The following is a 22,395-nucleotide window of genomic DNA, read 5'->3' as shown; positions in this document are numbered from 1 at the left end:
CATCGCCCAGCGATCAGGAGGCCGACATGACCCGCCGTACCGACACCCACCCCGACCTCACGCGCCCGGAGGTCGGCGCGCCTTTCTTCAGCACGTGGCGGGTGGGGACGCCCGAGCGGCAGAAGCAGACCGTCGAGGCGATCGCGCACACCTGGGAGCACCGCCCCTGGCCCGTCGCCGACCTGTACGGCTACTACGTCTACGTCGGGCACGACGGCTCCACGCTGCTGCACCACTCGCAGTGGGCGAGCGAGCAGGCGTACGAGGGCTTCGCGCGGACCCACCGGCAGGAGCGCAACGACGAGATCGACACCGCCGTACCGGGGATCGAACGGGTGGCGCTCGCCCGGTACCGGCGCTACCGCAGCCATGAGCGCGTGGCCGGCGACCTCCGGGTGCCCGGGCTCATCGTGACCGTGCGGATCGACTTCGAGCCGGAGGCCGCGGACAAGCGGCGGGACTGGGTGGACGCCGTCCTGGGTGCCTCCACCACGCCGGAGAGCGACCGCGGGCTCATCTCGGCGCACTTCCACCTGAGCACCGACGGCACGCACGTCCTCAACTACGCCGCGTGGGAGAGCGATCAGACCTACGACGAGGCCATCGACGCACCCGCATCGCCGGAGTGGGAGCGGGTACGGGCGTATCCCGGTCTCAAGGGTTTCACCGGCACCCGGTACCGCTATGCCCTCGGCCTCGTACCTGACTGAGCGCCTGGGAGCCATTCACCGATCACTCGATTCTCCTGGACAAAAAAAGTTTTCGGTGAGACCGTGGACCCATGCTGGACGTGACCGTGATCGAGGACCCCGAGGCCGCAGCCGTATCCCTGGACCCCATCAGGGCCCGGCTGCTCGCCGAACTGGCGGCCGGGCCCGCGTCGGCCGCCATGCTGGCCGGCAAGGTGGGGCTGCCCCGGCAGAAGGTGAACTACCACCTCAAAGCGCTGGAGCGGCACGGCCTGGTCGAGCTGGCCGGAGAGCGCCGCAAGGGCAATGTCACCGAGCGGCTGATGCAAGCGACCGCGGCGTCGTACGTCATCTCGCCGCTCGCGCTCGCCTCCGTGCAGCCCGATCCGGACCGCTTCCGGGACCAGCTGTCCGCGCGCTGGCTGCTGGCGCTCGGCGCCCGGCTCGTCCGGGACGTCGGCTCGCTGATCACCGGCGCGGCGAAGGCGCGCAAACGCCTCGCCACCTTCGCGCTGGACGGTGAGGTGCGGTTCGCGTCGGCCGCCGACCGGGCCGCCTTCATCGAGGAACTCACGGCCGGCGTGAGCGGACTGATCCGCAAGTACGACGCCCCGGACGCCGATGGCGGTCGCGACCACCGGATCGTCGTGGCCTTCCATCCCACGGTCAAGCCCGAGACCACCCACGAGAGTCAGTGACCAGGAGCGCACCATGCCCAAGGAATTCGAGATCGCCCGCGAGTTTGAAGTCGACGCCACTCCTGAGGAGGTGTGGGAGGCCGTCACCGCCGGAACGGGGGGCTGGCTGTGGCCGATGGAGGCGCCCGAGCCGCGTGAGGGCGGCAAGGGCCCCTTCGGATCCACGATCACCGCCTGGGACCCGCCGCACCGCTACACCAACCGCGTCGAGGACGTCGACGGGATCTCCGAGCAGACCGTCAACCAGCTCGACTACACCATCGAGCCGCGCGACGAGGGCCGGCGCGCCTGGGTGCGGTATGTGCACAGCGGCATCTTCGTCGACGACTGGGACAACCAGTACGACGGCGCCAACCGGCACACCGACTTCTACATGCACACCCTGCGCGAGTACCTCACCCGCTTCCGGGGCCGCCCGGTCACCGCGTTCGCCACCTTCGACGGGCCCGAGGCGTCCAAGACCTCCGACGCGTTCGTCACCGTGGGCCGTGCGCTCGGTCTCGCCGACGACACGGCGGAGGGTGAGCGGGTGCAGGTGCGGGGTCCCGAGGGCCAAGTCATCGATGCCGTCGTCGACTTCCGCAACCCGTACTTCCTCGGCCTGCGCACGGACGACGCGCTGATCCGCTTCTTCGGCCGCAACCACTGGGGCTACATGGTCGGCATGTCCGTCCACGACTTCGCCCCGGGCGCCGACGCCAAGACGGACGAGGACCTGTGGAAGGGCTGGCTGGACGGAGTGTTCAGCCAGCCCTAGGCACACGGTGTTACGGGCGGAACCGCAGCACCTGCGGGTCGTGGTCGCTGATCTGGTCGTTGAACTCCGCGTTGATGTGCACGCTGTCGTACGCGAAGTCGCAGCTGTAGCGGATCGACGGGGAGATCAGGATCTGGTCCAGGACCTGGCTGTTGCCCTGGTAGTCGTAGGTGTAACGCTCGCTCTTCGGCAGCGACTTGATCGCCGACCACAGGGCGCCGTCGGACTCGAGGATCTTCGTGGTGCCGGAGAACTCGAAGTCGTTGATGTCGCCGAGCGTGATCACATCCGCGTTCCGCTGCTTGGCCAGGATGTCCTTGACGAAGGCGTTCACCGCCGTCGCCTGGGCGTGCCGCTGGGTCTCCGAGCTGCGGGTCGGCGGCTGGTACTGCGCGTGCAGCGACTGGTCCCCGCCCTTCGAGGCGAAGTGGTTGCCGATCACGAAGACGGTCTTGCCGCGGAACACGAACTCGCCCACCAGCGGCTTGCGGCTGTCCTCCCAGGCCGTGTCCGCCGGATCGATGCGGCCGGGAGAGGCGGTCAGCCGCGCCTTGCCGTGCACCTTCGTCACGCCGACGGCGGTCGTCGCGTCGCCGCCCGCGCGGTCGGTGAAGGAGACCCGCTCCGGGTTGAACAGGAACACATTGCGGATGTTGCCGCCCGGCTGGCCGCCGTCCTCGTTGTTCACCGGGTCGATGGAGCGCCAGTCGTACGTCGGCCCGCCCGCGGCGGCGATCGCGTCGATCAGCTTCCGCATCGTCTGATCGGCGGCCACCGTACCGTCGTTGGTCACGCCGTTGTTGTCCTGGATCTCCTCCAGGGACACGATGTCCGGCGACTGCAAGTTGTTCACGATCGCAGCCGCGTGCTCCTCGAAGGAGGAGTCGGACGGGTCGAGGTTCTCGACGTTGTACGTCGCCACCGCCAGCTCGCTCCGGGACTGCTTGCGGGTCGTCTCCCGCTCCAGACCGCCGCTCTTCAGCGTGCCGATCTCATTGGCGACGAGCGTGTAGCCGCCGAACTGGCTGTAGTCCAGCGGGCCGGAGGTGGCGCCGGTGAGGGTGTCGCCCACGTTCGCGGCCGGGAAGTCGGCGACCTTGCCCAGCGACTGGATCTGCAGCCGGCCGGTGTTCTGTGAGGTGTACGAGCCGTAGACCGTGCCGCCGCGGCGGTTGCGGTTCTCCCACGGCTTCACCGTGACCCACAGCTCGGTGTGCGGGTCGGTGGCGCCGACCACGCGGGTGTCGGAGACCTGGACGTTCATGCCCTCCAGGGACTCGTAGCGGTCCAGGGCGTACGCCGACGGCCGGAGCGGCAGGCCGTTGACCGAACCGTTCGCGGTGGTGTCGCCGGCCGGGGCGTAGGCCGCGGGCACCGACTTCGCGTCGATCTTCGTCGCGGCCGGGAGCGCGTTGCCGGTGGAGACGACGGTGACCGTCGGGCGGGTGATCTCGGTGATCGACTGGTTGCCGGAGGAGGTCCCGCCCGGGACGTACTCCGAGATGGTGCCCGACACCAGCACCGAGTCGCTGACGGCGACCTTCGGGATGGAGCTGGTGAAGACGAAGATGCCCTCACTCGTGGCCGGGTTGTCGTCCGCGCTCTGATCCTGGATCCAGAAGCCTTTGGACTGGCCGTAGGCGCGCACGCCGGTGACGATTCCGGCCACGTCCGTGACCGTCTTTCCGGCGTACGGGGATATTCGAGTGCTGCCCTGAATGTCATGAATGCGCACGGCGTCCGCGTGCGCGGGAGAGGTCAGGGCGATGGTGGACGCCGCGGAACAGACGGCGGCGACGGTGAGCGCGGCGAGGCGCGTGGAACTCCTGCTCGGCAAGGGATCCCTCCGGGGACGTACGTGGGCGCCGGGACGAGAGTGGTGCGAGGTGGTGCAAGGGTGGCGCATGAGGCGCGTATGACGCGCGTAGAAAAGAGTGAACAGCCCGGGAAAGAGTGAACAGCCCGGGAAAGAGTGAACAGCCCAGGAAAGAGTGAACAGTTGTCCCCCGTTCTCTACGCGCGTCAATCTCCTGCCTGATCACGCCAGTTGTCAAGGTTTCAGCCATGTACAGGGCCTGACCGGAAGATGAACCGGGCGGCATGGGTGTAAATCCGTCTACGCTGAGCGTCTAAGTGGTAGAACGCGCCCGAGGAGAACCAGTTCATGTCAGACAGCTCCCCCTTGCCGCCGGTGCGGCTGCACCCCGAAGCGGAGCTGGCGCGGGATGCGCTGTCCACGCCGTTGCTGTCCCGGGCGGCACGGCTCGCCCGCTGGGCCGGGCCCGAGACCCGCGTCGACGCCGGCGGCGGACTCGTCGAGGAGCAATTGCCCTCCGCCGCCGAGGCCCTCGGGCTGACCGGCGACGACGCCGCCTGTGCCGGCGAGGCCTGGCGGGTCGCCGTCGACACCGGGCTCGTCGAGATCGCCGACGAGGAAGAGGGCACAGTCGTGACGGGCGACGACCTCGCACTGCTCACCGGCGGTTCGCCCCACGACGTGCTCGCGGTGTGGCTCGGAGCGCTGGAGACGGTGCTCGCCGACGCCAGCGTCCCGGACCTCGACGACCTGGTCGAGGCGGTCGACGAGGGCGGCGGCATCGACTTCTCCTCCCTCGGCTGGGACCCGGAGGCCGAGGCGCAGTTCCTCGACGGGGTGCTGGCCAACCTGTATGTGCTGACGGTCAGCGAGGACGGTCCGGGCGGCGGTCCGGTGCCGCTGCCCGCGCTCGCCGCGTCCATGATCGTGCCCAGTGACATGGGGGAGCCCACCAACGACGTCCTGGAGCAGGTCTCCGACGCGATGATGCGCCTCGACGACCAGTTCCGGATGCTGGCGCCGGCCGGTCTCGTCGAGTTCCAGCCGGTCGACGAGGCGCTGATGGCCGACGCCGACGAGGAGCCCGCGTCACCGGTCGACGACACGGACGTCTCCCGCTACGGCATGGTCAGGCTGACCCCGCTCGGGCTCTACGGACTGCGGGCGCGGCTGCTGGAGGCCGGCGTCGAGGCGCCGGCCGTCGGCGACCTCGCGGACAAGGGCGCAGACGCGCTGCTCGACGGAACCTCCCGCTTCCCGCCGACCGCCGCACAGGCCGAGACCGAGCAGTGGCTGGCCCGCCGTGAACCCCTCGCCGCCGCACGGGAGTTGCTGGCCGCGGCGCGCGGGTCCGACGGGGGTGCCCCACTGCGGAGGCTGCGCTGCCAGCAGGCCCTGTCACTCGTCGGCGCGGAGGCCGAGCCCGCGCTGCGGGAGGTGCTCGACGACGCCGAGCTGGGCGGGCTGGCGCGGGTCTGGCTCACCGAGCACGGGGCACCGGACGTGCCCGCGCCGTCCGAGGCGATGGTGTTCTGGCTGACCATCGACACACTCGCCGCACAGCTCGCGGCCGAGGGCAACTCCGACGAACTGCGGGGGCTGGTGGAGGGGCTCGCTCAGCAGCACGCCGGCTTTTTCGCGGCGGCCTGGCGGGTGGAGCATCCGGCGACCGCGGATGTGCTGGAGGCGATGGGGCGGCTGCATCCGGACAAGCGGGTCGCCAAGGAGGCGCGGAAGGCGGCGTTCAAGGCGCGGTCGCAACAAGGGGGTTGAGCGCGTATTGCGGGTGCGGGCTCGTTGTGGCTGGTCGCGCAGTTCCCCGCGTCCCTATGGCGTTCGTGGAAGCGTGTGTCCTGGAGACTCCCGGAATTCAACTCCTGTTAAAGCGTGAGCGGGAGCGTGGCGCCGCATACCGAGGTCCGCCACCCTCCACGGCATACCCACCGTCACAGGAGTAAGCATGTCGCTCACCCGCAGGGACTTCGCCAGAAACTCCGCGATCACCGGCGCCGGTGTCGCGCTCGCGGGCAGTGTCGGCGCCCTCGCCACCGCACCGAACGCGCTCGCCTCCACCGATGTCGAGAGCGAGGCCGAGGGAACGGACGCCGCGCACGGCCGGGTCGGGTACGGGCCGCTGATCCCCGACCCCGACGGCATCCTCGCGCTGCCCGCCGGCTTCAAGTACCGCGTCATCACCTACAGCGGCAAGACCAAGCTGGAGTCGGGCGAGACCACCCCGTCCAACCACGACGGCACCGCCGCCTTCGACGGCCCGCGCGGCACCACGCTGCTGGTCAACAACCACGAGATCGGCGGCCCGTACGCCGACGCGGACGCCCCGGTCCCGCTCGCCGATGGCCTCGTCTACGACCCGGCCGCGGCCGGCGGCTGCACGGTCGTCGAGGTGCGCCCCGGCGGCGAGGTCGCCGAGTGGGTCGGCATCGCCGGCACCTCCACCAACTGCGCCGGCGGCAGCACCCCTTGGGACACCTGGCTCACCTGCGAGGAGACCGAGGACAAGGCCGGCTCCAAGGGCATGACCAAGGACCACGGCTACGTCTTCGAGGTCGACCCCTGCGACCGGCGCGCCAACAAGAACCCCAAGCCCATCAAGGCGCTGGGCCGGTACGCCCACGAGGCCGTCGTCATCGACCCCAAGCGCGGCCACGCCTACCTGACCGAGGACGCTTCCAACCCCAACGGCCTGCTGTACCGCTGGACCCCGCCCGAGGGCTTCCGCCACGGCCGCGGCAAGCTGCGCACCCTCGCCGACGACGCGGGCACGTTCGAGGCCTTCAGGTGCTTCGACTCCGGCGGCAAGTTCGTCGACGACCTCTCCCGCGCCACCAAGATCGGCACGGTGTACGGCGTCGACTGGATCGACGTCCCCGACCGCGACGCCAGGACGACCTCCGTGCGCAAGCAGTTCACCACCGGCCAGGTCACCCGCTGCCGCAAGCTGGAGGGCATGTGGTGGGGTGACGGCGGCGCGTACATCGTCTCCTCCTACGCCCGCACGGAGAGCCCCGGACAGCCGCACGACGGCCAGGTCTGGTTCTACGACCCCAAGCGCCGCACCCTCACCCTGAAGGTCCTGCTCGGCGTGAACGCCGATCCGTCCAAGGACGGCGCCTTCGACGGCCCCGACAACATCACCGTCTCCCCGTACGGCGGCCTGATCCTCGCCGAGGACGGCGAGGGCATCCAGCACCTGTTCGGCGCCACCGACAGCGGCCGCACGTATCCGATCGCCCGGAACGACCTGAACATCGGCACCGAAGAGGAGCCCGAGTACAGCGAGTTCGCCGGCGTCACCTTCTCGCCCTGCGGCCGCACCCTGTACGCGAACATCCAGGACCCGGGCATCCTGCTCGCCATCACGGGGCCCTGGAAGCGTCAGAAACGGTAGAACGCACGGTCACTCGAACGGGTGGGCCTGTCTGATTCGGCGGACGGTTGACGGTGCTGGACATAGCGTTCCGGCATGTCCAAGTTGTGCGAACAGTGCGGCACTCCGGTGAAGGAGAAACGCAGGCGCTACTGCAGCAACCGCTGCAGTCTCCAGGGGACGGCGCGGCAGCGCGCTGAGTCACACCGGAAGCCCAAGCCGCCGTGTCCTCAGTGCGGCAAGCCCGTCTTGACCCGCGGCGCGGTCCACTGCGGCCGTGCCTGCGCCAACGAGACCCGCAGGCAGGAGGCGGAGGCACGTCGTGGGGAGCCCGCGCCGTGCCTCCGTTGCGGAACGACAGAGCGGCGCCCTCGCTGTGTCGGGCCGTACTGCTCGTGGGAGTGCTTCAACGATGACCGCTACGAGCGCACGGGCACGTTCGCGCGATGGTTCGCTGCGTGGCAAGCGGGCGAGATCAGTGGCACGAGGGAAGACGGCAGGCCGGACTGGAGGGTGCGCCAGGGGCTCGTCCTCCTCAGGGGGCAGCGCTGTGAGAAGTGCGGCTGGGCCGAAGTCAACCCTGTCTCCGGGCGGATTCCTCTGCACGTCGACCACATTGACGGCGACCGTACGAAGAACCGTCCGGAGGACCTCCGCCTCCTGTGCCCGAACTGCCATGCGCTGACGCCTAATTACCAGCACCTGAACAACCCCCGCGTCCAGCCGGTGCGCCAGAAGCAGAGCCGCCGGTACCAAGAGGTCTGGCTCGCCCGGCGCACGGCGGTGCCGTCCCCCAGCCCGTCCAGCGGGGCATCGCCGATGCCGTACGACGGCTCTACAGCGGCAAGTCGCTGCTGAAGTACGACACCGCGTCCAAGGGCTACCGCTTCGGCGACATCCTCAACCTGGTGCACGCGGCGCCGGACCCGGAGAAGCCGTGGCAGGGCGAGCTGTTCCAGTACGCGCTGGACCGGCGGCATCACCCGGACACGGCGGTGGCGCCCGCGTCCAGCCGTGTCCTCGTCGCGCATCGCGAGCTGATGGCGCTGCCGGTCGAGGAGCGGCGGGCGGTCGTCACGGCGCCGGACGGTGCCGAGCGGCTCGCGGCGGCCGGAATGACGTGGGAGGCGCTGGCGGGCTGGCTGCAGGGGCCGATGGACAAGGCGGCCTGGGAGGCCGTCGTCCCGTCCATGGGCCCGATGGCGCTCGTGCGCAACCTGCGGAACTTCGACGAGGCCGGTGTCTCCGACGAGGTCGCCGCCCAGGTGGCCGCCCGGATCAGCGACCCGGCGGAGGTCGCGCGCTCGCGGCAGTTCCCCTTCCGGTACCTCGCCGCGTACCGGCACGCGCCCTCGCTGCGCTGGTCGTACCCACTGGAGCAGGCGCTCGGCCACTCGCTGGCCCAGGTGCCCGCGCTGCCCGGCCGGACGCTGGTGCTCGTCGACCGCTCGGGCTCGATGTTCTACTCGCGCCTGTCGGACCGCTCGGAGCTCGACAGGGCCGACGCGGCGGCGATCTTCGGCACGGCGCTCGCGCTGCGGGCGGCGGACGCGGATCTGGTGGAGTTCGGCTCCTCGAGCCGGCGCCTGGACTTCCGCAAGGGCGAGTCGGTGCTGAAGATCCTCGGCCGCTTCGGCGACCTGGGCGGCACCGACACCACCTCGGCGGTCCGCGCGCACTTCCGGGGGCAGGACCGGGTGCTGATCGTCACCGACGAGCAGTACGCCCTCAGCCCCTACGGCGACCCGACCGAGCAGGTCCCGGCCGACGTGCCGGTCTACACCTGGAACCTCGCCGGGTACCGGGCGGGCCACGGCCCGTCGGGCAAGGGCAACCGCCACACCTTCGGCGGCCTCTCGGACGCGGCGTTCCGGATGGTGCCGCTTCTGGAGAGCGGTCGGGACGCCGACTGGCCCTGGACGGCGTAGGCAGGGTGTGCCCCGCACTTCGGTGTGGGGTACACCCTTGTCCGCAGCCGCGACTGACATCTAACATTTCAGTTTGTGGAAGCCGTACCGCGCACTTTGCTCCGCGACCGTGCCTACGAAGCGATCCGGGACGCCATCGTCGCCGGTGAGATCGAGCCCGGTGCGGTCGTCCGGGACGCCGAGTTCGCCCAGCTGCTCGGGCTGTCGCGGGCGCCGGTGCGGGAGGCGTTCTCGCGCCTCGTGGACGAGGGGCTGCTGGAGAGCAAGCCGCAGAGCTACACACGGGTGACTCCGGTCGTCGCGGGCGACGTACGCGACGCGGCGGCGGTCGTCGGAGCCATGCACGAGCTGGCCACCCGGGTCGCCGTGCCCCGGCTGTTCGCCGCGGACATCGAGAAGATGCGTGCCGCCAACGAGCGGTTCGCCGCCGCCGTCCGCGCGGGCGACGTCGACACCGCCCTGCGCGCCGACGACGAACTGCACGACGTCCTCGTCCGGGGCAGCGGCAACCGCGCCGCCGCAGCCACCGTCGCCCGCTACACCCCCCTCATCCGCCGGCTGGAGCGCCGCCGCTTCGGCGAGGGCGGCACCTGCCGTTCGCCCGGGCTGCACGAACGGCTGATCGCGGCCTGCGGGGACAAGGACGTGGACGAGGCGGTCCGCGTCACGGCGGAGATCTGGCGCACCCTCGTGGACCTGGCCGACCCCGACTGAGCCAAGGAGGCTCCATGCCCCTCTCCTCGTACGAGCGTTACCCGCTGCTCTTCGGCCCCTCACCGGTGCACCGGCTGGAGCGCCTCACCGAACACCTCGGTGGCGCATCCCTCTGGGCCAAGCGCGAGGACTGCAACTCCGGTGTCGCGTACGGCGGCAACAAGACCCGCAAGCTGGAGTACCTGGTCGCCAACGCGCTCGCGCAGGGCTGCGACACGCTTGTCTCCATCGGCGGGGTGCAGTCCAACCACACCCGTCAGGTAGCCGCCTGTGCCGCCCGCGCGGGGCTCAAGTGCGTGCTGGTGCAGGAGAGTTGGGTGGAGTGGCCCGACTCGGTGTACGACAAGGTCGGCAACATCCTCATCAGCCGCCTCGCCGGCGCGGACGTACGGCTTGTGCGAGCCGGGTTCGGGATCGGCTTCAAGGAGAGCTGGGAACAGGCGCTGCGCGAGGTGGAGGAGGCGGGCGGCACACCGTACGCCATCCCCGCCGGCGCCTCCGACCATCCGCTCGGCGGCCTCGGCTTCGCCGCGTGGGCCAACGAAGTCGCCGATCAGGAACGGGAGTTGGGCGTCTTCTTCGACACCGTGATCGTCTGCTCGGTCACCGGGTCGACGCAGGCCGGCATGGTCGCCGGGTTCCGTGCGCTGGAGGAGGCGGGCGGGCGCACACGGCGCGTCATCGGCATCGACGCGTCGGCCGAGCCCGTCCGCACCCGGGAGCAGATCGCGCGTATCGCGCAGGGCACCGGGCAACTCATCGGCGTACAGAAGGAGTTGACGGAAGCGGACGTCGAGCTGGACGAGCGCTACCACGCGGGCACGTACGGGATTCCCGACGAGGCGACGCTCGCGGCGATGCGGCTCGCCGCCCGGACCGAGGGGATGGTCACCGACCCCGTGTACGAGGGGAAGTCGATGGCCGGGATGATCGACCTGGTCTCGCGGGGCGAGATCGGCCGGGACTCCACCGTGCTCTACGCCCATCTCGGCGGGCAGCCCGCGCTGAACGCATACAGCGCGCTGTTTTAGAGACCGCACGCCTGGCCGCCCCTGGGTCGGGGGCGGCCAGGCGTTCGTTCGTATCGGCCGCTACAGCGACTTGGCCGCGGGCTTCACCATGCCGCGCACCGTCCGCGACTTGACGAAGTCGCCCATCGCCGTCATCTCCCACTCGCCGGAGAACTGACGGATGAGCTTGGCCATGATCACGCCCGTCTGCGGTTCGGCGCTGGTGAGGTCGAAGCGGACCAGTTCCTCGCCGGTCGAGGCGTCCAGGAGGCGGCAGTAGGCCTTGGCGACCTCGGTGAACTTCTGGCCGGAGAAGGAGTTGACGGTGAAGACCAGGCCGGTGACGTCCTGCGGGAGGCGGCCGAGGTCTACGGTGATCACCTCGTCGTCTCCGCCGCCCTCGCCGGTGAGGTTGTCGCCGGAGTGGCGGATCGCGCCGTTCACGATCTGGAGCTTGCCGAAGTAGCAGCTGTCGATGTGGTTGCGCTGCGGGCCGTACGCGATGACCGAGGCGTCCAGGTCGATGTCCTTGCCGCGGTACGCCGGCTCCCAGCCGAGGCCCATCTGGACCTGGGAGAGGAGGGGGCGGCCGCCCTTCATCAGGGACACGGTCTGGTTCTTCTGGAGGCTGACCCGGCCCTTGTCGAGGTTGATCTTTCCGGCGCCGGGGGCGGGGGCCGGAGGCGCCGCCGGGGCGGACATGGGCGGGGCCGGCGGGGTGACCGGGGGCTGCATCGTGGGCGTGGGCGCCGCCGGGGGCGGGGTGACCGGCTGGGGCGGTGCCACGGGAGCCGGGGTGGGCGCCGGTTCCTCCACGCTGACGCCGAAGTCGGTGGCGATGCCGGCCAGGCCGTTGGCGTATCCCTGGCCCACCGCGCGGGCCTTCCAGACGCCGTTGCGCAGATAGATCTCCACGACCACCAGGGCCGTCTCGGCGCCGAGCTGCGGGGGCGTGAAGGTGGCCAGGGCGTTGTTGTCGTCCGCGTTGCGGATCGTGGCCGTGGGCTCGATGCCCTGGAAGGTCTGGCCGGGGGCGTCCGGGCTGGCGGTGACGACGATCTTCTCGATGCCGGGGGGTACGGCCGCGGTGTCCACGGTGATCGCGTCGGGGGCGGTGCCGCCGCCCGAGCGGTACGTCACGCCGGGGCCCGCGGGTTGGTTGTAGAAGATGAAGTCGTCGTCCGAGCGCACCTTGCCGTCGGCGGTGAGCAGCAGGCCCGATACGTCGAGCCGCACGGGCGCGGCGACGTCCACCGTCACGCGCGCGGTGGGGAGAGGGATGTTCGAGCCGGGGGTCATAGCTGTCATGCCCGGTGAACGAGCGAGGGTGTTTTACCGTTCCCTTACCGGGGGCCGATTGGCTGATTGGGGTTCAGCGGCGGTTGCGGGGGTGATTCCGGGCGGTGCGTTCGTTGCCGCGTTTGTAGTTTCCGGTCCAGCGGGCCATGACGAGTTGTGGGTCGGCCGTGGTGACCTCGTGGCGGAACTGGTCCGCTCGGGAGCCGCGCAGGATGGTGGCCTGGCGGCCGGAGTGCGTGATCAGGACGGTGCCGTCGGGGCGGTCCTCGTAGCGGAAGCCTTGGGGTTTCGGCATGGTCGGGATGGTACGGATGCGGAGTGGTGCGGCCCATCGATTTTCGCCCCCGCCGCCCTACCCGTCCCATCCTGAAGGGGGGCTCCGCCCCTTCGACCCCGTTTCGGGGGCCAGCCCCCGGACCCCCGCTCCTCAAACGCCGGAGGGGCTGATCTTTCAGCCCGTCCGGCGTTTGAGGACGAGGAAGGGCTACGGCACCACTACGATTTTGCGGCCGACCCCCGATGCGAACTGGTCCAGCGCCTCCGGGTACCGGTCCAGCGGGATGCGGTCGCTGATGAAGATGTCGGGGTCCAGGACCCCCGTCGCGAAGAGTTCCGCCGCGCGTTCGAAGCTGTGCAGGACGGCCATCGAACCCGTGATCGTGATCTCTTGGTTGTAGATGCGGTACGGGTCGATCGTGACGCGGGTTGCGTAGTCCGCCACGCCGAACTGCAGGAACGTACCCGCCTTCGCCACCCGCTCCAGACCGTCCTGGATGGCCGCCGCGTTGCCGGTCGCGTCGATGACCAGGTCCCAGCCCTGGGGGCGGTCCAGTTCGTCGGGGTTCGCGGCCGAGGACGAGACGCCCAGGCGGCGGGCTGTCTCCAGGCGGGTCGGGTTCACGTCGACCACGTCGACGCTGGCCGCGCCGGTCCGCTTGGCCAGTTCCAGCATCATCAGGCCCATCGTGCCGGAGCCGTAGATCAGGACGTGGGCGCCGAGGCGGGACTGCAGGACGTCGTAGCCCCGGACGGCGCAGGACAACGGCTCCACCAGCGCCGCGTCCTGCGTACGGACGTGTTCGGGCAGTCGTACGCAATTCGCCACCGGAGCCACCGCGTACCGCGCCGCACCCCCGGCCGTCGTCACGCCGATCGCCGCCCAGCGTTCGCAGAGGTTGTTGTGGCCCGTACGGCAGCACCGGCACTCGTAGCAGTACAAGGACGGGTCGACCGCCACCCTGTCGCCCACCGACAGCTCCGTGACCTGGGTCCCCACCCCGACCACCTCGCCCGCGAACTCGTGCCCCGGCACGATCGGCAGCTTGGGGGCGAACTCGCCCTGGAGGATGTGCAGATCCGTTCCGCACAGGCCGCACGCCGCGACCTCGACCACGACATCGCGCGGTCCTGGTGTCGGGTCCGGGACCTCGGCGACGACGGCCTTGCCCACGGACTCGATGACGGCGGCCTTCATTTGACGGCTCCCAACGACAGGCCCTGGACCAGTTTGTCCTGGGCGGCGAACCCCGCGGCGAGCACCGGCAGGGAGATGACGAGCGACGCGGCGCACACCTTCGCCAGGAACAGGCCCTGGCTGGTGATGAAGCCGGTCAGGAAGACGGGGGCGGTCTCGGCGACCACGCCCGTCAGCACCCTCGCGAACAGCAGCTCGTTCCAGCTGAAGATGAAGCAGATCAGTGAGGTTGCGGCGATGCCGGGCAGGGCGATGGGGGCCACCACGCGGGCCAGGATCGTCGGGAGCCTCGCGCCGTCCACCCTTGCCGCCTCGATCACCTCCACCGGGATCTCGGAGAGGAACGACTGCATCATCCAGACCGCGATCGGCAGGTTCATCGACGTGTAGAGGATGACCAGCAGCCAGACGTTGTCGAGCATGTCCGTGTTCTTGGCGAACAGGTAGATGGGCAGGAGGCCCGCCACCACCGGCAGCATCTTCGTCGACAGGAAGAAGAACAGGACGTCCGTCCACTTCTTCACCGGGCGGATCGACAGGGCGTAGGCCGCGGGGAGTGCCAGGACGAGGACGAACAGCGTCGACGCCACCGACGCCACCGCCGAGTTGATCAGGGACGGCCAGGGGCTCGCGCCGCCGCCCGCGCCGAAGAACTCGCGGTAGCCGTCCAGGGTGAGGGCGGCCCCGAAGGACGGCGGGTTGGTCGCCGCGTCCTCCTCCGAGTGGAAGGACGTCAGCGCCATCCAGGCGATGGGCAGGAAGAAGACGATGCCGGTCAGCCAGGCCACCAGGCCCAGGCTTGCGCCCTTGCGCTTGCGGATGCGTACGGCGATGTCGCTCATGCGCGGCCCACCTCCTCGCGGAACAGGGACGACACGACGCGCAGGGCGAGGGTCGCGATGATGATCGAGCCGATGACCACCAGGACGCCCGCGGCCGAGGCGAGGCCGTTCTCATGGGCCTGGTAGAAGGTCTGGTAGACGGTGTAGGGGAGGTTGGCGGTGCCCAGGCCGCCCGAGGTGATCGTGAAGACCGCGTCGAAGTTCTGGACGATGTAGATCGAGCCCAGCAGGGCGCCCAGTTCGAGATAGCGGCGCAGGTGCGGGAGCGTCAGATGGCGGAAGATCTGCCAGTCGCTCGCGCCGTCCACCCGCGCGGCCTCCATCTGCTGCTGGTCGCGGCTCTGCAGGCCCGCCAGCAGGATCAGCATCATGAACGGCGTCCACTGCCAGACCAGTGCGGCCTCGACGGCGAGGAGCGGGGTGTTCGAGATCCAGTCCGGCTGGGGGCCGCCGACATAGTGCAACAGGCCGTTGAACAGGCCGTATTCGGGGTTGTAGAGGACGTGCTTCCAGAGCAGCGCCGCGGCCACCGGGACCACCAGGAAGGGGGCGATCAGCAGTGTGCGGACCAGTCCCCGGCCCTTGAACTTCCGGTCCAGGAGCAGCGCGAGGGCCAGGCCCAGGACCAGGCTGGCCAGCACCACGGCCACGGTGAGCAGGACCGTCGTCCATACGGAACGGCGCAGGTCCGGGTCGGTGAGGACTTCGGAGTAGTTGGCGAAGCCGGTGAACTCGCGGGCGTCGGGGTAGAGCGAGTTCCAGTCGAAGAACGAGATCACCAGCGTGGCCACGAACGGCAGCTGGGTCACGACGATCATGAAGATCAGGGCGGGGAGGAGGGGGGCACGGGTGGCCCAGGCGCGCATGCGGCCCGAGGGGCGCTTCTCGGCGCGGACGGATGGTGCGGCGATCGGAGCGGTGGTCGTGGCGGTCATCGTCCCTCGTACTCCTCGGAGATCTTCTCGGCGAGCTGCTGGGACTTGCGCAGGGCCGAGTCGACGGACTGGCGTCCGGCGATGGCCGCGCTGATCTCCTGGGAGACCTTGGTGCCGAGGTCGGTGAACTCGGGGATGCCGACGAACTGGATGCCGGGTGCCGGGCGCGGCTGCACTCCCGGGTCGCCCGGGCGTGCGCCCTCGATGGCCTCCTTGGTCATCTCCTGGAAGGCGGCGGCCTCCGCGCGGTAGTCGGGGTTCTCGTACGTCGACGCGCGCTTGCCCGCCGGTACGTTCGACCAGCCGATCTCGTCGCCGACCAGCTGCTCGTACTGCTTGCTGGACGCCCAGGACACGAACTTCCAGGCCTTGTCGGGGTTGCGGGAGGCGTCCTGGATGCCCCAGGCCCAGGTGTAGAGCCAGCCGGCGGACTCGGTCTTCTCGACCGGCGCGGGCGCGTAGCCGACCTTGCCCTTGACCGGGGAGCCGGCGGACTCCAGGGAACCGGCCGCGGAGGTGGCGTCGTACCACATGGCGACCTTGCCCTGGGTCATGTTGTTCAGGCACTCGGCGAAGCCGGACTGGGCGGCGCCGGACTCGCCGTGGTCACGGACGAGGTCGACATAGAACTTCACCGCCTTCTCCCACTCGGGGGAGTCGAGCCGGGCCTTCCAGTCCTTGTCGAACCAGGTGCCGCCGAAGGTGTTCACGACCGTGGTGAGCGGAGCCATGACCTCGCCCCAGCCCGGCAGGCCGCGCAGACAGATGCCCTTCATGCCGGACTCGGCGCCGTCGGCCTTCGCGGCGAGGTCCGCCACCTGCTGCCAGGTGGGGTGCGCGGGCATCGTCAGGTCCTTCTTCTGGAAGACGTCCTTGCGGTACATCAGGAAGGACGACTCGCCGTAGAAGGGCTGGCCGTAGAGCTTGCCGTCCTCGGCGGTCAGGGACTCGCGCATCGGTTTGAGGATGTCCTGCTCGTCGTACGCCGGATCCTTGGCGACGTACGAGTCCATCTCGTGCAGCCAGCCGTTCTTGGCGTAGATCGGTATCTCGTAGTTGGACAGGGTGGCCACGTCGTACTGGCCGGCCTGGTTGGCGAAGTCCTGGCTGATCTTGTCGCGGACGTCGTTCTCGGGCAGGACGGTGAAGTTGACCTTGATGCCGGTCTCTTTGGTGAAGTGGGCGGCGGTGAGCTTCTGCAGCTCCACCATCTGCGGGTTGTTCACCATGAGGACGTTGATCGAGTTGCCGCCCGATCCGGCCCCGCCCGCGCCGACCCAGCAGCCGGTGAGCAGCGGGGCGAGCAGCGTCCCTGCGGCGACCGCGGCGAGTGTGGCTCGCGGCCTCCGACGGCTCTGGGTTCGCATGGATCGCTCCTGAACATTTGGGGAGATAAGGGGTGTTGCCGGGCGTGGGGGTGCCCTACAGGAGGTGCGTTGGATTTTCGGACCCGGTTGATCGGTTCCCGGTTGATCAGACCCGATTGATCAGACCCGGATGACCTGTGGCCCCAGCAGTGAGTAGCGGTGGGCCTCGGCCGTCGGGAGCAGCGTGCTCGTGACGATCGCCTCCAGTGCGCCGACCCCGGCGAACCGGCAGAAGCTCACCGCCCCGAACTTGGTGTGCACGCCCGCGAACACGGTGCGCCGGGAGGCGCGCACGGCCTGCGCCTTGACCTCGCTGACCGCGGGGTCGGGGGTGGTCAGACCGTGTTCGCGGGAGATGCCGTTGGCGCCGATGAAGGCGAGGTCGATGACGAAGCCGGCGAGCATCTTCGTCGTCCAGTGGTCGACGGTGGCCAGGGTGCCGGAGCGGACCCGGCCGCCGAGGAGCAGCACCGAGATGCCTTCGACCTCGGCGAGCGTGCCGGCGACCGGCAGGGACGCGGTGACCACGGTCAGCGGCCGGTCCCGGGGGAGTGCCTCGGCGATGAGCTGGGGGGTGAACCCCTCGTCGACGAAGACGGTCTTGGCGTCCCCGAGCAGCTCGGCCGCGGCGGACGCGATGCGTCGCTTCTCGGGGACATGGCTGGTGGCGCGGAAGGCGAGCGTCGTCTCGAAACCGGCGCTCTCCACGGGGTACGCGCCACCGTGTGTGCGGCGGACCAGCCCGTGGTCCTCCAGGGCGCGCAGATCCCGTCGTACGGTCTCCTTCGCCACGCCCAGCTCGGCGGCGAGCGCGGTGACGTCGACCGAGCCGGAGGCGCGAGCGACGCGGACGATCTCCCGCTGACGCTCTTCCGCCGTCTTCTCGCCCATGGCCGATACCTGCCTTCGTACTGAGAGCTCCTTGCCCGTTCGGGCCCGGTGGGACCCATGGAGGAAGTTCTACAGCGGGCGCCCGACACTGACCAGGCCTGTTGGGGGCCCGATAATGCCCGTGTGTGCCCGTTCGACTCTACCGGTGCCCGCCTCGGACCAGCACGGCTGTCGAAAAGGGCGTGAGATCGGGCAGGACCCGTGCCCGGATGCGGCGGCGGGCGGGCCCGTTCGGTGCCCGCCCGCCGCAGAAGCGCTCTCGCGCAAGTATGAGTGAAGCCAGACGTCAGTACGGCCAGATCGGCGGATCGCTGACGAAGTGGCCGCCGAGGCAGGCGTGCGCCACGTTCTCCGGGTCGAGCTCGCCCTGTTCGGCGATGAGCTTCTCGGCGTACGGCTCGGAGTCGTCCTGCGGTGCGTAGCCGAGGGCCCGCGCGGTGGTCAGGTCCCACCACAGGCGGGTGTTGGCGGAGGAGCCGTAGACGACGGTGTGGCCGACGTGCTCGGCGGTCAGGGCCGCGTGGAAGAGTCGGGCGCCGTCGGCCGGGCTCATCCACACCGAGAGCATGCGCACGCTGGTCGGCTCGGGGAAGCAGGAGCCGATGCGCACGGAGACGGTCTCCAGGCCGTGCTTGTCCCAGAAGAACTGGGCGAGGTCCTCGCCGAAGGACTTGGACAGGCCGTAGAAGGTGTCGGGGCGGCGCGGGGTGTCGATCGGAATGAGCGGGTCTTCGCCCTGCGGGCGGGGCGTGAAGCCCACCGCATGGTTGGAGGAGGCGAAGACCATGCGCTCGACGCCCTCCTGGTGAGCCGCCTCGTACAGGTTGTACGTTCCCTCGATGTTCGCCCTGAGGATTTTCTCGAACGGGGCTTCCAGGGAGATGCCGGCGAGGTGGATGATCGCGTCGACGCCCCGGACGGCCTCGCGCACGGCGCCCTTGTCGGTGAGGTCGGCGACGATCGTGTCCGGCTCGCCCTCGATCGGGCGCAGGTCGAGCAGGCGGAGTGCGTAGCCGTAGTCCGGGAGCAGGTCCCGCATCAGGGTGCCGAGCCCGCCGACGGCGCCGGTGAGCAGAACGGTGCGGGGGGCTGGCATCCTCGGTTCTCCTTGAGTCCAGGGCCGTATGCATGCACCACACGGTATTCACATTCATGGACAAGCTAAGGATCACCGACCTTGCTCGTCAAGGGTGGCGCAGCCTGTGTTCATAAACGTAAACTCTGATCAGAATCCTGCATGCAGCCGTCCTCGTTACAGGGAGTGCCCGTGACGCCAGCCCCCCTTGCCGCACGCCTGAGCATCCCCAGCGGGCCGCTGTTCTTCCCCGTCACCGCCTACGGCCCCGACGGCGGGGTCGACCTGGACGTCTACCGCACCCATGTCCGCCGGGGCGTCGAGGCCGGGGCCGCCGCCGTGTTCGCCTGCTGCGGCACCGGGGAGTTCCACGCGCTCACGCCGGAGGAGTTCGAGACCTGTGTAGGCGCGGCCGTCGAGGCGGCCGAGGGGCGCGTCCCGGTCGTCGCGGGCGCCGGCTACGGCACCGCGCTCGCCGTGCGATATGCACGTCTCGCGGCGACGGCCGGGGCGGACGGGCTGCTCGCCATGCCGCCGTACCTCGTCGTCGCCGGGCAGGAGGGGCTGCTGCGGCACTACCGGGAAGTGGCGGACGCGACCGCGCTGCCCGTGATCGTCTACCAGCGCGACAACGCCGTGTTCACGCCGGAGACGGCCGTCGAACTGGCCCGCACGGACGGGATCATCGGATTCAAGGACGGACTCGGCGACCTGGACCTCATGCAGCGCATCGTGAGCGCCGTCCGCACCGAGGCCCCCGGCGGCTTCCTCTACTTCAACGGACTGCCGACCGCCGAACAGACCCAGCTCGCCTACCGCGGCATCGGCATCGCCCTCTACTCCTCCGCCGTGTTCTGCTTCGTCCCGGAGATCGCCCTCGCCTTCCACCGGGCGCTCGGCACCGGCGACGACACCACCGTCCACCGGCTGCTGGACGGCTTCTACCGGCCCTTCGTCGACCTGCGCGCCCAGGGCCGCGGCTACGCCGTCTCGCTGGTCAAGGCGGGCGTACGGCTGCGGGGGCTCGACGTCGGTCCGGTACGGTCGCCGCTGCACGAACCGGCCGGGGAACATGTGAAGCAGCTGGCCGAACTCATCGACAGAGGCTACGAGTTGCTGCAGGAGGATGCGTGAAGGCGTCGACATTCGTCTACCCCTGGGACGTCAACGGCGACCCGGAGGCCCCCGGCCGGATCGCCGCGCTCGGCGTGCGGCAGGTGACACTCGCCGCCGCCTACCACTCCACCCGCGCCCTCACCCCCCGCCACCCGCGTCACCGCATCGTCACCGCCGAGCACGCGGCCGTGCTGTATCCCACGGACGACCGGTGGGACGGTCGGGAGCTGCGCCCGTACCCGGCCGGTGACTGGGCCCCGGGCGACGCCTACGGCGAGGCGGCCACCGCGCTCGCGGACGCCGACCTGGAGGTGCACACCTGGGTCGTCCTCGCGCACAACTCCCGTATGGGCGCCGAGCACCCGGACACCTCGGTCGTCAACGCCTACGGCGACCGCTACCCGTGGGCGCCCTGCATCGCCCAGCCCGCCACGCGCGCGTACCTGACCGACCTGGCCGCCGAGGCTGCGGTACGGCCCGGCGCGCGCGGCACGGAACTGGAGTCCCTCGGCTGGTACGGGCTGCAGCACCTGCACGCCCACGACAAGACCGGCGGGGTGGGCCTCGGGGACGCCGGGCAGTACCTGATGTCGCTCTGCTTCTGCCCGGACTGCCGCACGGGGTACGGCGAACAGGGCCTGGACGCCGACGAGTTGGCGGCAGCCGTACGCACCGCGCTGGAACCCGTGTGGCAGGGCGCACCCTCCGACGGAGGCTGGGCGGCGATCGAGAAGCTGCTCGGCGAGACGAACGCGACGGCCACGCGCGCGTGGCGCGACGACACCGCCCGCACGCTCCAGGAGGCGGCGGTCCGAGCGGTGCGTGCCGCCGCTCCCGACGGCTTCCAGGTCCTGCTGCACGCCGACCCGGTGTCGTACCACTGCGGTGCGAACGCGGGGGTGGACCCGGAGCACATCCTGTCGGTCGCGGACGGTGTGGTCGTGCCGTGCGCGGGTGGGCCGGGTCTGCTCACGCCCTTCGTGGAGCAGGGCAGCGTGGAGCAGGGGAGCGCTGTCGTCGCCGCCAACTTCACCGTCGTCTCCGGCATGGGCGGCACCCCGGCCACGCTCACCGCGGACCTGACCCGCGCCCGGGATCTCGGGGCGACCGAAATCCGGCTGTATCACGCCGGGTTGGCGTCGGACGGCGACCTGGAGACGGTGCGCTCCGCACTCGCCGCGAGCTGAGCCGCCGCCACCAGCCACGCCAGGCCCAGGAACGGCAACAGCAGCCGGTGGTCGACCAGTTCGACCAGACCGGCGCCCACGGCCAGCCCGACCACGTTCGGCGCGAACATCAACGTGTTGGCCGTGGCGACCGTACGACCCAGCAGTGCATCCGGTGTCTCCCGCTGTACGGCGGTCAGCGCGGCGATCAGCACGCACGGCAGCCCAGCGCCGATCGCCGCGCTGCACACCAGGGCGACCGCGTCGGACGGCACCGCCCGCAGGGCCGCCGCGACGGCCGTGACCGCCATCCCGCACGCCGCGAAACGAGGTGCGCCGAGGCGTCGCAGCCCCGCGCCCGAGAACAGGCCGACCGCCACGGAACCGGCGCCCTGGACGGCGGCGAGCAGTCCGGCGTACGCGGGGGAGTGGCCCAGGCCGTCGACGACGGCGTAGACCAGCGCGCCGTTCACGCCCGCGCAGAGCATCGTCGTGCCGCCCGCGAGGACGAGCGAGCGCAGCCGGGGGTGCGCCCACAGGTGCCGGGCGCCCTCGGACGTCTGCCCACGCCGGCCGGAGAGCGGCCGGGGCTTCTCCTCGCGGACGCGGAGGCCGACGTACAGGCCGATGGCCAGCACGAACGTCATGGCGTCCAGAAGCGCCACGCTCGGGCCGCCGTACGCCGTGTACAGGCCCGCGCCCGCCAGCGGGGCCACGAGTTTCATGCCCTCGGTGGCGGTCATCCGCAGCCCGTTGAAATCGCCGAGGAGGGATCGGTCGACGGCGGTGACGACCAGCGCCGAGTCCGCCGCGTCATGGACGACGCCCGCCGCGCCGTACACGAACAGGACCGCGAACAGCAGCCACAGGCCGTCCGCGGAGTCGACGGTGAGGAGGGTGGGCAGCAGGGCGGCCAGGAGCACGTTGGTGGCGATGAGGAGAGGTTTGCGGCGGGTGCGGTCGGCGAGCGTGCCCAGCAGGGGGCCGAACAGGGTCGGCGCCCACATGGCGAGCATGCTGAGCGCGGCGAGGCCGTCCGAGCCGGTGAGGTCCTTGACCCATACGCCGGACGCCAGCCACAGGGCCGACGTACCGAAGCCGGAGACGACCACGCCGGAGAGATACAGCCCCGCGTTGCGGTCGCGCAGCACGCGCAGCACTGTCCAGGTCGGTGTCATGCCTGGTCATGGTGGTTCTAAGGCGGGGCGGCGGGCATCGGGCAGATGCCTT

The 22,395-nt window shown here is 70.3% G+C and carries 19 protein-coding genes and 1 pseudogene; 10 read left to right on the top strand and 10 right to left on the bottom strand.

The window, feature by feature from the left end; translation table 11 throughout:
- Positions 1 to 26: 26 nt before the first annotated feature.
- The 3 genes from QQY66_RS10735 to QQY66_RS10725 all read left to right on the top strand — a co-directional run bounded on the left by QQY66_RS10735 (position 27) and on the right by QQY66_RS10725 (position 2,144).
- Positions 27 to 710: an antibiotic biosynthesis monooxygenase gene (locus QQY66_RS10735; RefSeq protein WP_301978919.1), complete on the top strand. Its 684-nt coding sequence runs from the start codon at positions 27 to 29 to the stop codon at positions 708 to 710.
- Positions 711 to 781: 71 nt separating this feature from the next.
- On the top strand, positions 782 to 1,387 hold the full coding sequence (locus QQY66_RS10730; RefSeq protein WP_301978918.1) for a helix-turn-helix domain-containing protein: 606 nt from the start codon (positions 782 to 784) through the stop codon (positions 1,385 to 1,387).
- A gap of 13 nt (positions 1,388 to 1,400) precedes the next feature.
- Entirely contained in the window at positions 1,401 to 2,144 is a 744-nt protein-coding gene (locus QQY66_RS10725) for an SRPBCC domain-containing protein (RefSeq protein WP_301978917.1), read from the top strand.
- A 10-nt stretch (positions 2,145 to 2,154) separates the two neighbouring features.
- Here QQY66_RS10725 and QQY66_RS10720 read toward each other — a convergent pair whose 3' ends face one another.
- Positions 2,155 to 3,981 carry an endonuclease/exonuclease/phosphatase family protein gene (locus tag QQY66_RS10720; protein ID WP_301978916.1) on the bottom strand — a complete coding sequence of 609 codons (1,827 nt, stop codon included), beginning with the start codon at positions 3,979 to 3,981 and terminating at the stop codon, positions 2,155 to 2,157.
- Positions 3,982 to 4,308: 327 nt separating this feature from the next.
- Between QQY66_RS10720 and QQY66_RS10715 the strand changes: the two genes are divergently transcribed.
- The 5 genes and pseudogenes from QQY66_RS10715 to QQY66_RS10695 all read left to right on the top strand — a co-directional run bounded on the left by QQY66_RS10715 (position 4,309) and on the right by QQY66_RS10695 (position 11,021).
- A complete protein-coding gene (locus tag QQY66_RS10715) occupies positions 4,309 to 5,733 on the top strand; it encodes a hypothetical protein (protein ID WP_301978915.1) in 1,425 nt (474 codons plus the stop codon).
- 187 nt (positions 5,734 to 5,920) lie between these two features.
- Positions 5,921 to 7,369, top strand: a complete 1,449-nt coding sequence (locus QQY66_RS10710) for an alkaline phosphatase PhoX (protein ID WP_301978914.1) — start codon at positions 5,921 to 5,923, stop codon at positions 7,367 to 7,369.
- A 755-nt stretch (positions 7,370 to 8,124) separates the two neighbouring features.
- Positions 8,125 to 9,276, top strand: a pseudogene (locus QQY66_RS10705) (TROVE domain-containing protein); the annotation flags it as partial.
- 75 nt (positions 9,277 to 9,351) lie between these two features.
- Positions 9,352 to 9,990: a GntR family transcriptional regulator gene (locus QQY66_RS10700; RefSeq protein WP_301978913.1), complete on the top strand. Its 639-nt coding sequence runs from the start codon at positions 9,352 to 9,354 to the stop codon at positions 9,988 to 9,990.
- A gap of 14 nt (positions 9,991 to 10,004) precedes the next feature.
- Positions 10,005 to 11,021 carry a 1-aminocyclopropane-1-carboxylate deaminase gene (locus QQY66_RS10695; protein ID WP_301978912.1) on the top strand — a complete coding sequence of 339 codons (1,017 nt, stop codon included), beginning with the start codon at positions 10,005 to 10,007 and terminating at the stop codon, positions 11,019 to 11,021.
- Positions 11,022 to 11,081: 60 nt separating this feature from the next.
- Here QQY66_RS10695 and QQY66_RS10690 read toward each other — a convergent pair whose 3' ends face one another.
- The 8 genes from QQY66_RS10690 to QQY66_RS10655 all read right to left on the bottom strand — a co-directional run bounded on the left by QQY66_RS10690 (position 11,082) and on the right by QQY66_RS10655 (position 18,904).
- The gene (locus QQY66_RS10690; RefSeq protein ID WP_301987266.1) at positions 11,082 to 12,299 is read right to left on the bottom strand and encodes a TerD family protein; all 1,218 of its coding nucleotides are present in this window, start codon (positions 12,297 to 12,299) and stop codon (positions 11,082 to 11,084) included.
- A 73-nt stretch (positions 12,300 to 12,372) separates the two neighbouring features.
- Positions 12,373 to 12,594 carry a hypothetical protein gene (locus QQY66_RS10685; RefSeq protein ID WP_301978911.1) on the bottom strand — a complete coding sequence of 74 codons (222 nt, stop codon included), beginning with the start codon at positions 12,592 to 12,594 and terminating at the stop codon, positions 12,373 to 12,375.
- Positions 12,595 to 12,783: 189 nt separating this feature from the next.
- Positions 12,784 to 13,773, bottom strand: coding sequence for a zinc-dependent alcohol dehydrogenase family protein (locus tag QQY66_RS10680; protein WP_301978910.1), 990 nt, complete (start codon positions 13,771 to 13,773; stop codon positions 12,784 to 12,786).
- Positions 13,770 to 14,615: a carbohydrate ABC transporter permease gene (locus QQY66_RS10675; protein WP_301978909.1), complete on the bottom strand. Its 846-nt coding sequence runs from the start codon at positions 14,613 to 14,615 to the stop codon at positions 13,770 to 13,772. Before QQY66_RS10675 ends, QQY66_RS10680 begins: the two co-directional genes overlap by 4 nt.
- On the bottom strand, positions 14,612 to 15,550 hold the full coding sequence (locus QQY66_RS10670; RefSeq protein WP_301978908.1) for a carbohydrate ABC transporter permease: 939 nt from the start codon (positions 15,548 to 15,550) through the stop codon (positions 14,612 to 14,614). Before QQY66_RS10670 ends, QQY66_RS10675 begins: the two co-directional genes overlap by 4 nt.
- Positions 15,547 to 16,917, bottom strand: a complete 1,371-nt coding sequence (locus QQY66_RS10665; RefSeq protein ID WP_301978907.1) for a sugar ABC transporter substrate-binding protein — start codon at positions 16,915 to 16,917, stop codon at positions 15,547 to 15,549. The genes QQY66_RS10670 and QQY66_RS10665 overlap by 4 nt, the downstream gene beginning before the upstream one ends.
- A 120-nt stretch (positions 16,918 to 17,037) precedes the next feature.
- On the bottom strand, positions 17,038 to 17,808 hold the full coding sequence (locus QQY66_RS10660; protein ID WP_301978906.1) for a DeoR/GlpR family DNA-binding transcription regulator: 771 nt from the start codon (positions 17,806 to 17,808) through the stop codon (positions 17,038 to 17,040).
- 286 nt (positions 17,809 to 18,094) lie between these two features.
- Positions 18,095 to 18,904 (bottom strand): NAD(P)-dependent oxidoreductase, encoded by an 810-nt coding sequence (locus QQY66_RS10655; RefSeq protein WP_301978905.1) that lies wholly within the window; start codon positions 18,902 to 18,904, stop codon positions 18,095 to 18,097.
- Positions 18,905 to 19,075: 171 nt separating this feature from the next.
- On the opposite strand from QQY66_RS10655, the gene QQY66_RS10650 reads away from it, so the two are divergent.
- Both QQY66_RS10650 and QQY66_RS10645 read left to right on the top strand, forming a co-directional pair.
- Positions 19,076 to 20,017, top strand: coding sequence for a 5-dehydro-4-deoxyglucarate dehydratase (locus QQY66_RS10650; protein WP_301978904.1), 942 nt, complete (start codon positions 19,076 to 19,078; stop codon positions 20,015 to 20,017).
- Positions 20,014 to 21,186 (top strand): hypothetical protein, encoded by a 1,173-nt coding sequence (locus tag QQY66_RS10645; protein ID WP_301978903.1) that lies wholly within the window; start codon positions 20,014 to 20,016, stop codon positions 21,184 to 21,186. The genes QQY66_RS10650 and QQY66_RS10645 overlap by 4 nt, the downstream gene beginning before the upstream one ends.
- Here the strand turns inward: QQY66_RS10645 and QQY66_RS10640 are convergent.
- A complete protein-coding gene (locus tag QQY66_RS10640; protein ID WP_301978902.1) occupies positions 21,123 to 22,343 on the bottom strand; it encodes an MFS transporter in 1,221 nt (406 codons plus the stop codon). The genes QQY66_RS10645 and QQY66_RS10640 overlap by 64 nt on opposite strands.
- Positions 22,344 to 22,395 lie beyond the last annotated feature (52 nt).

This window comes from Streptomyces sp. DG2A-72 (genome assembly GCF_030499575.1).
Lineage (GTDB): Bacteria > Actinomycetota > Actinomycetes > Streptomycetales > Streptomycetaceae > Streptomyces.
This window is presented reverse-complemented; position numbering and strand designations above follow the sequence as displayed.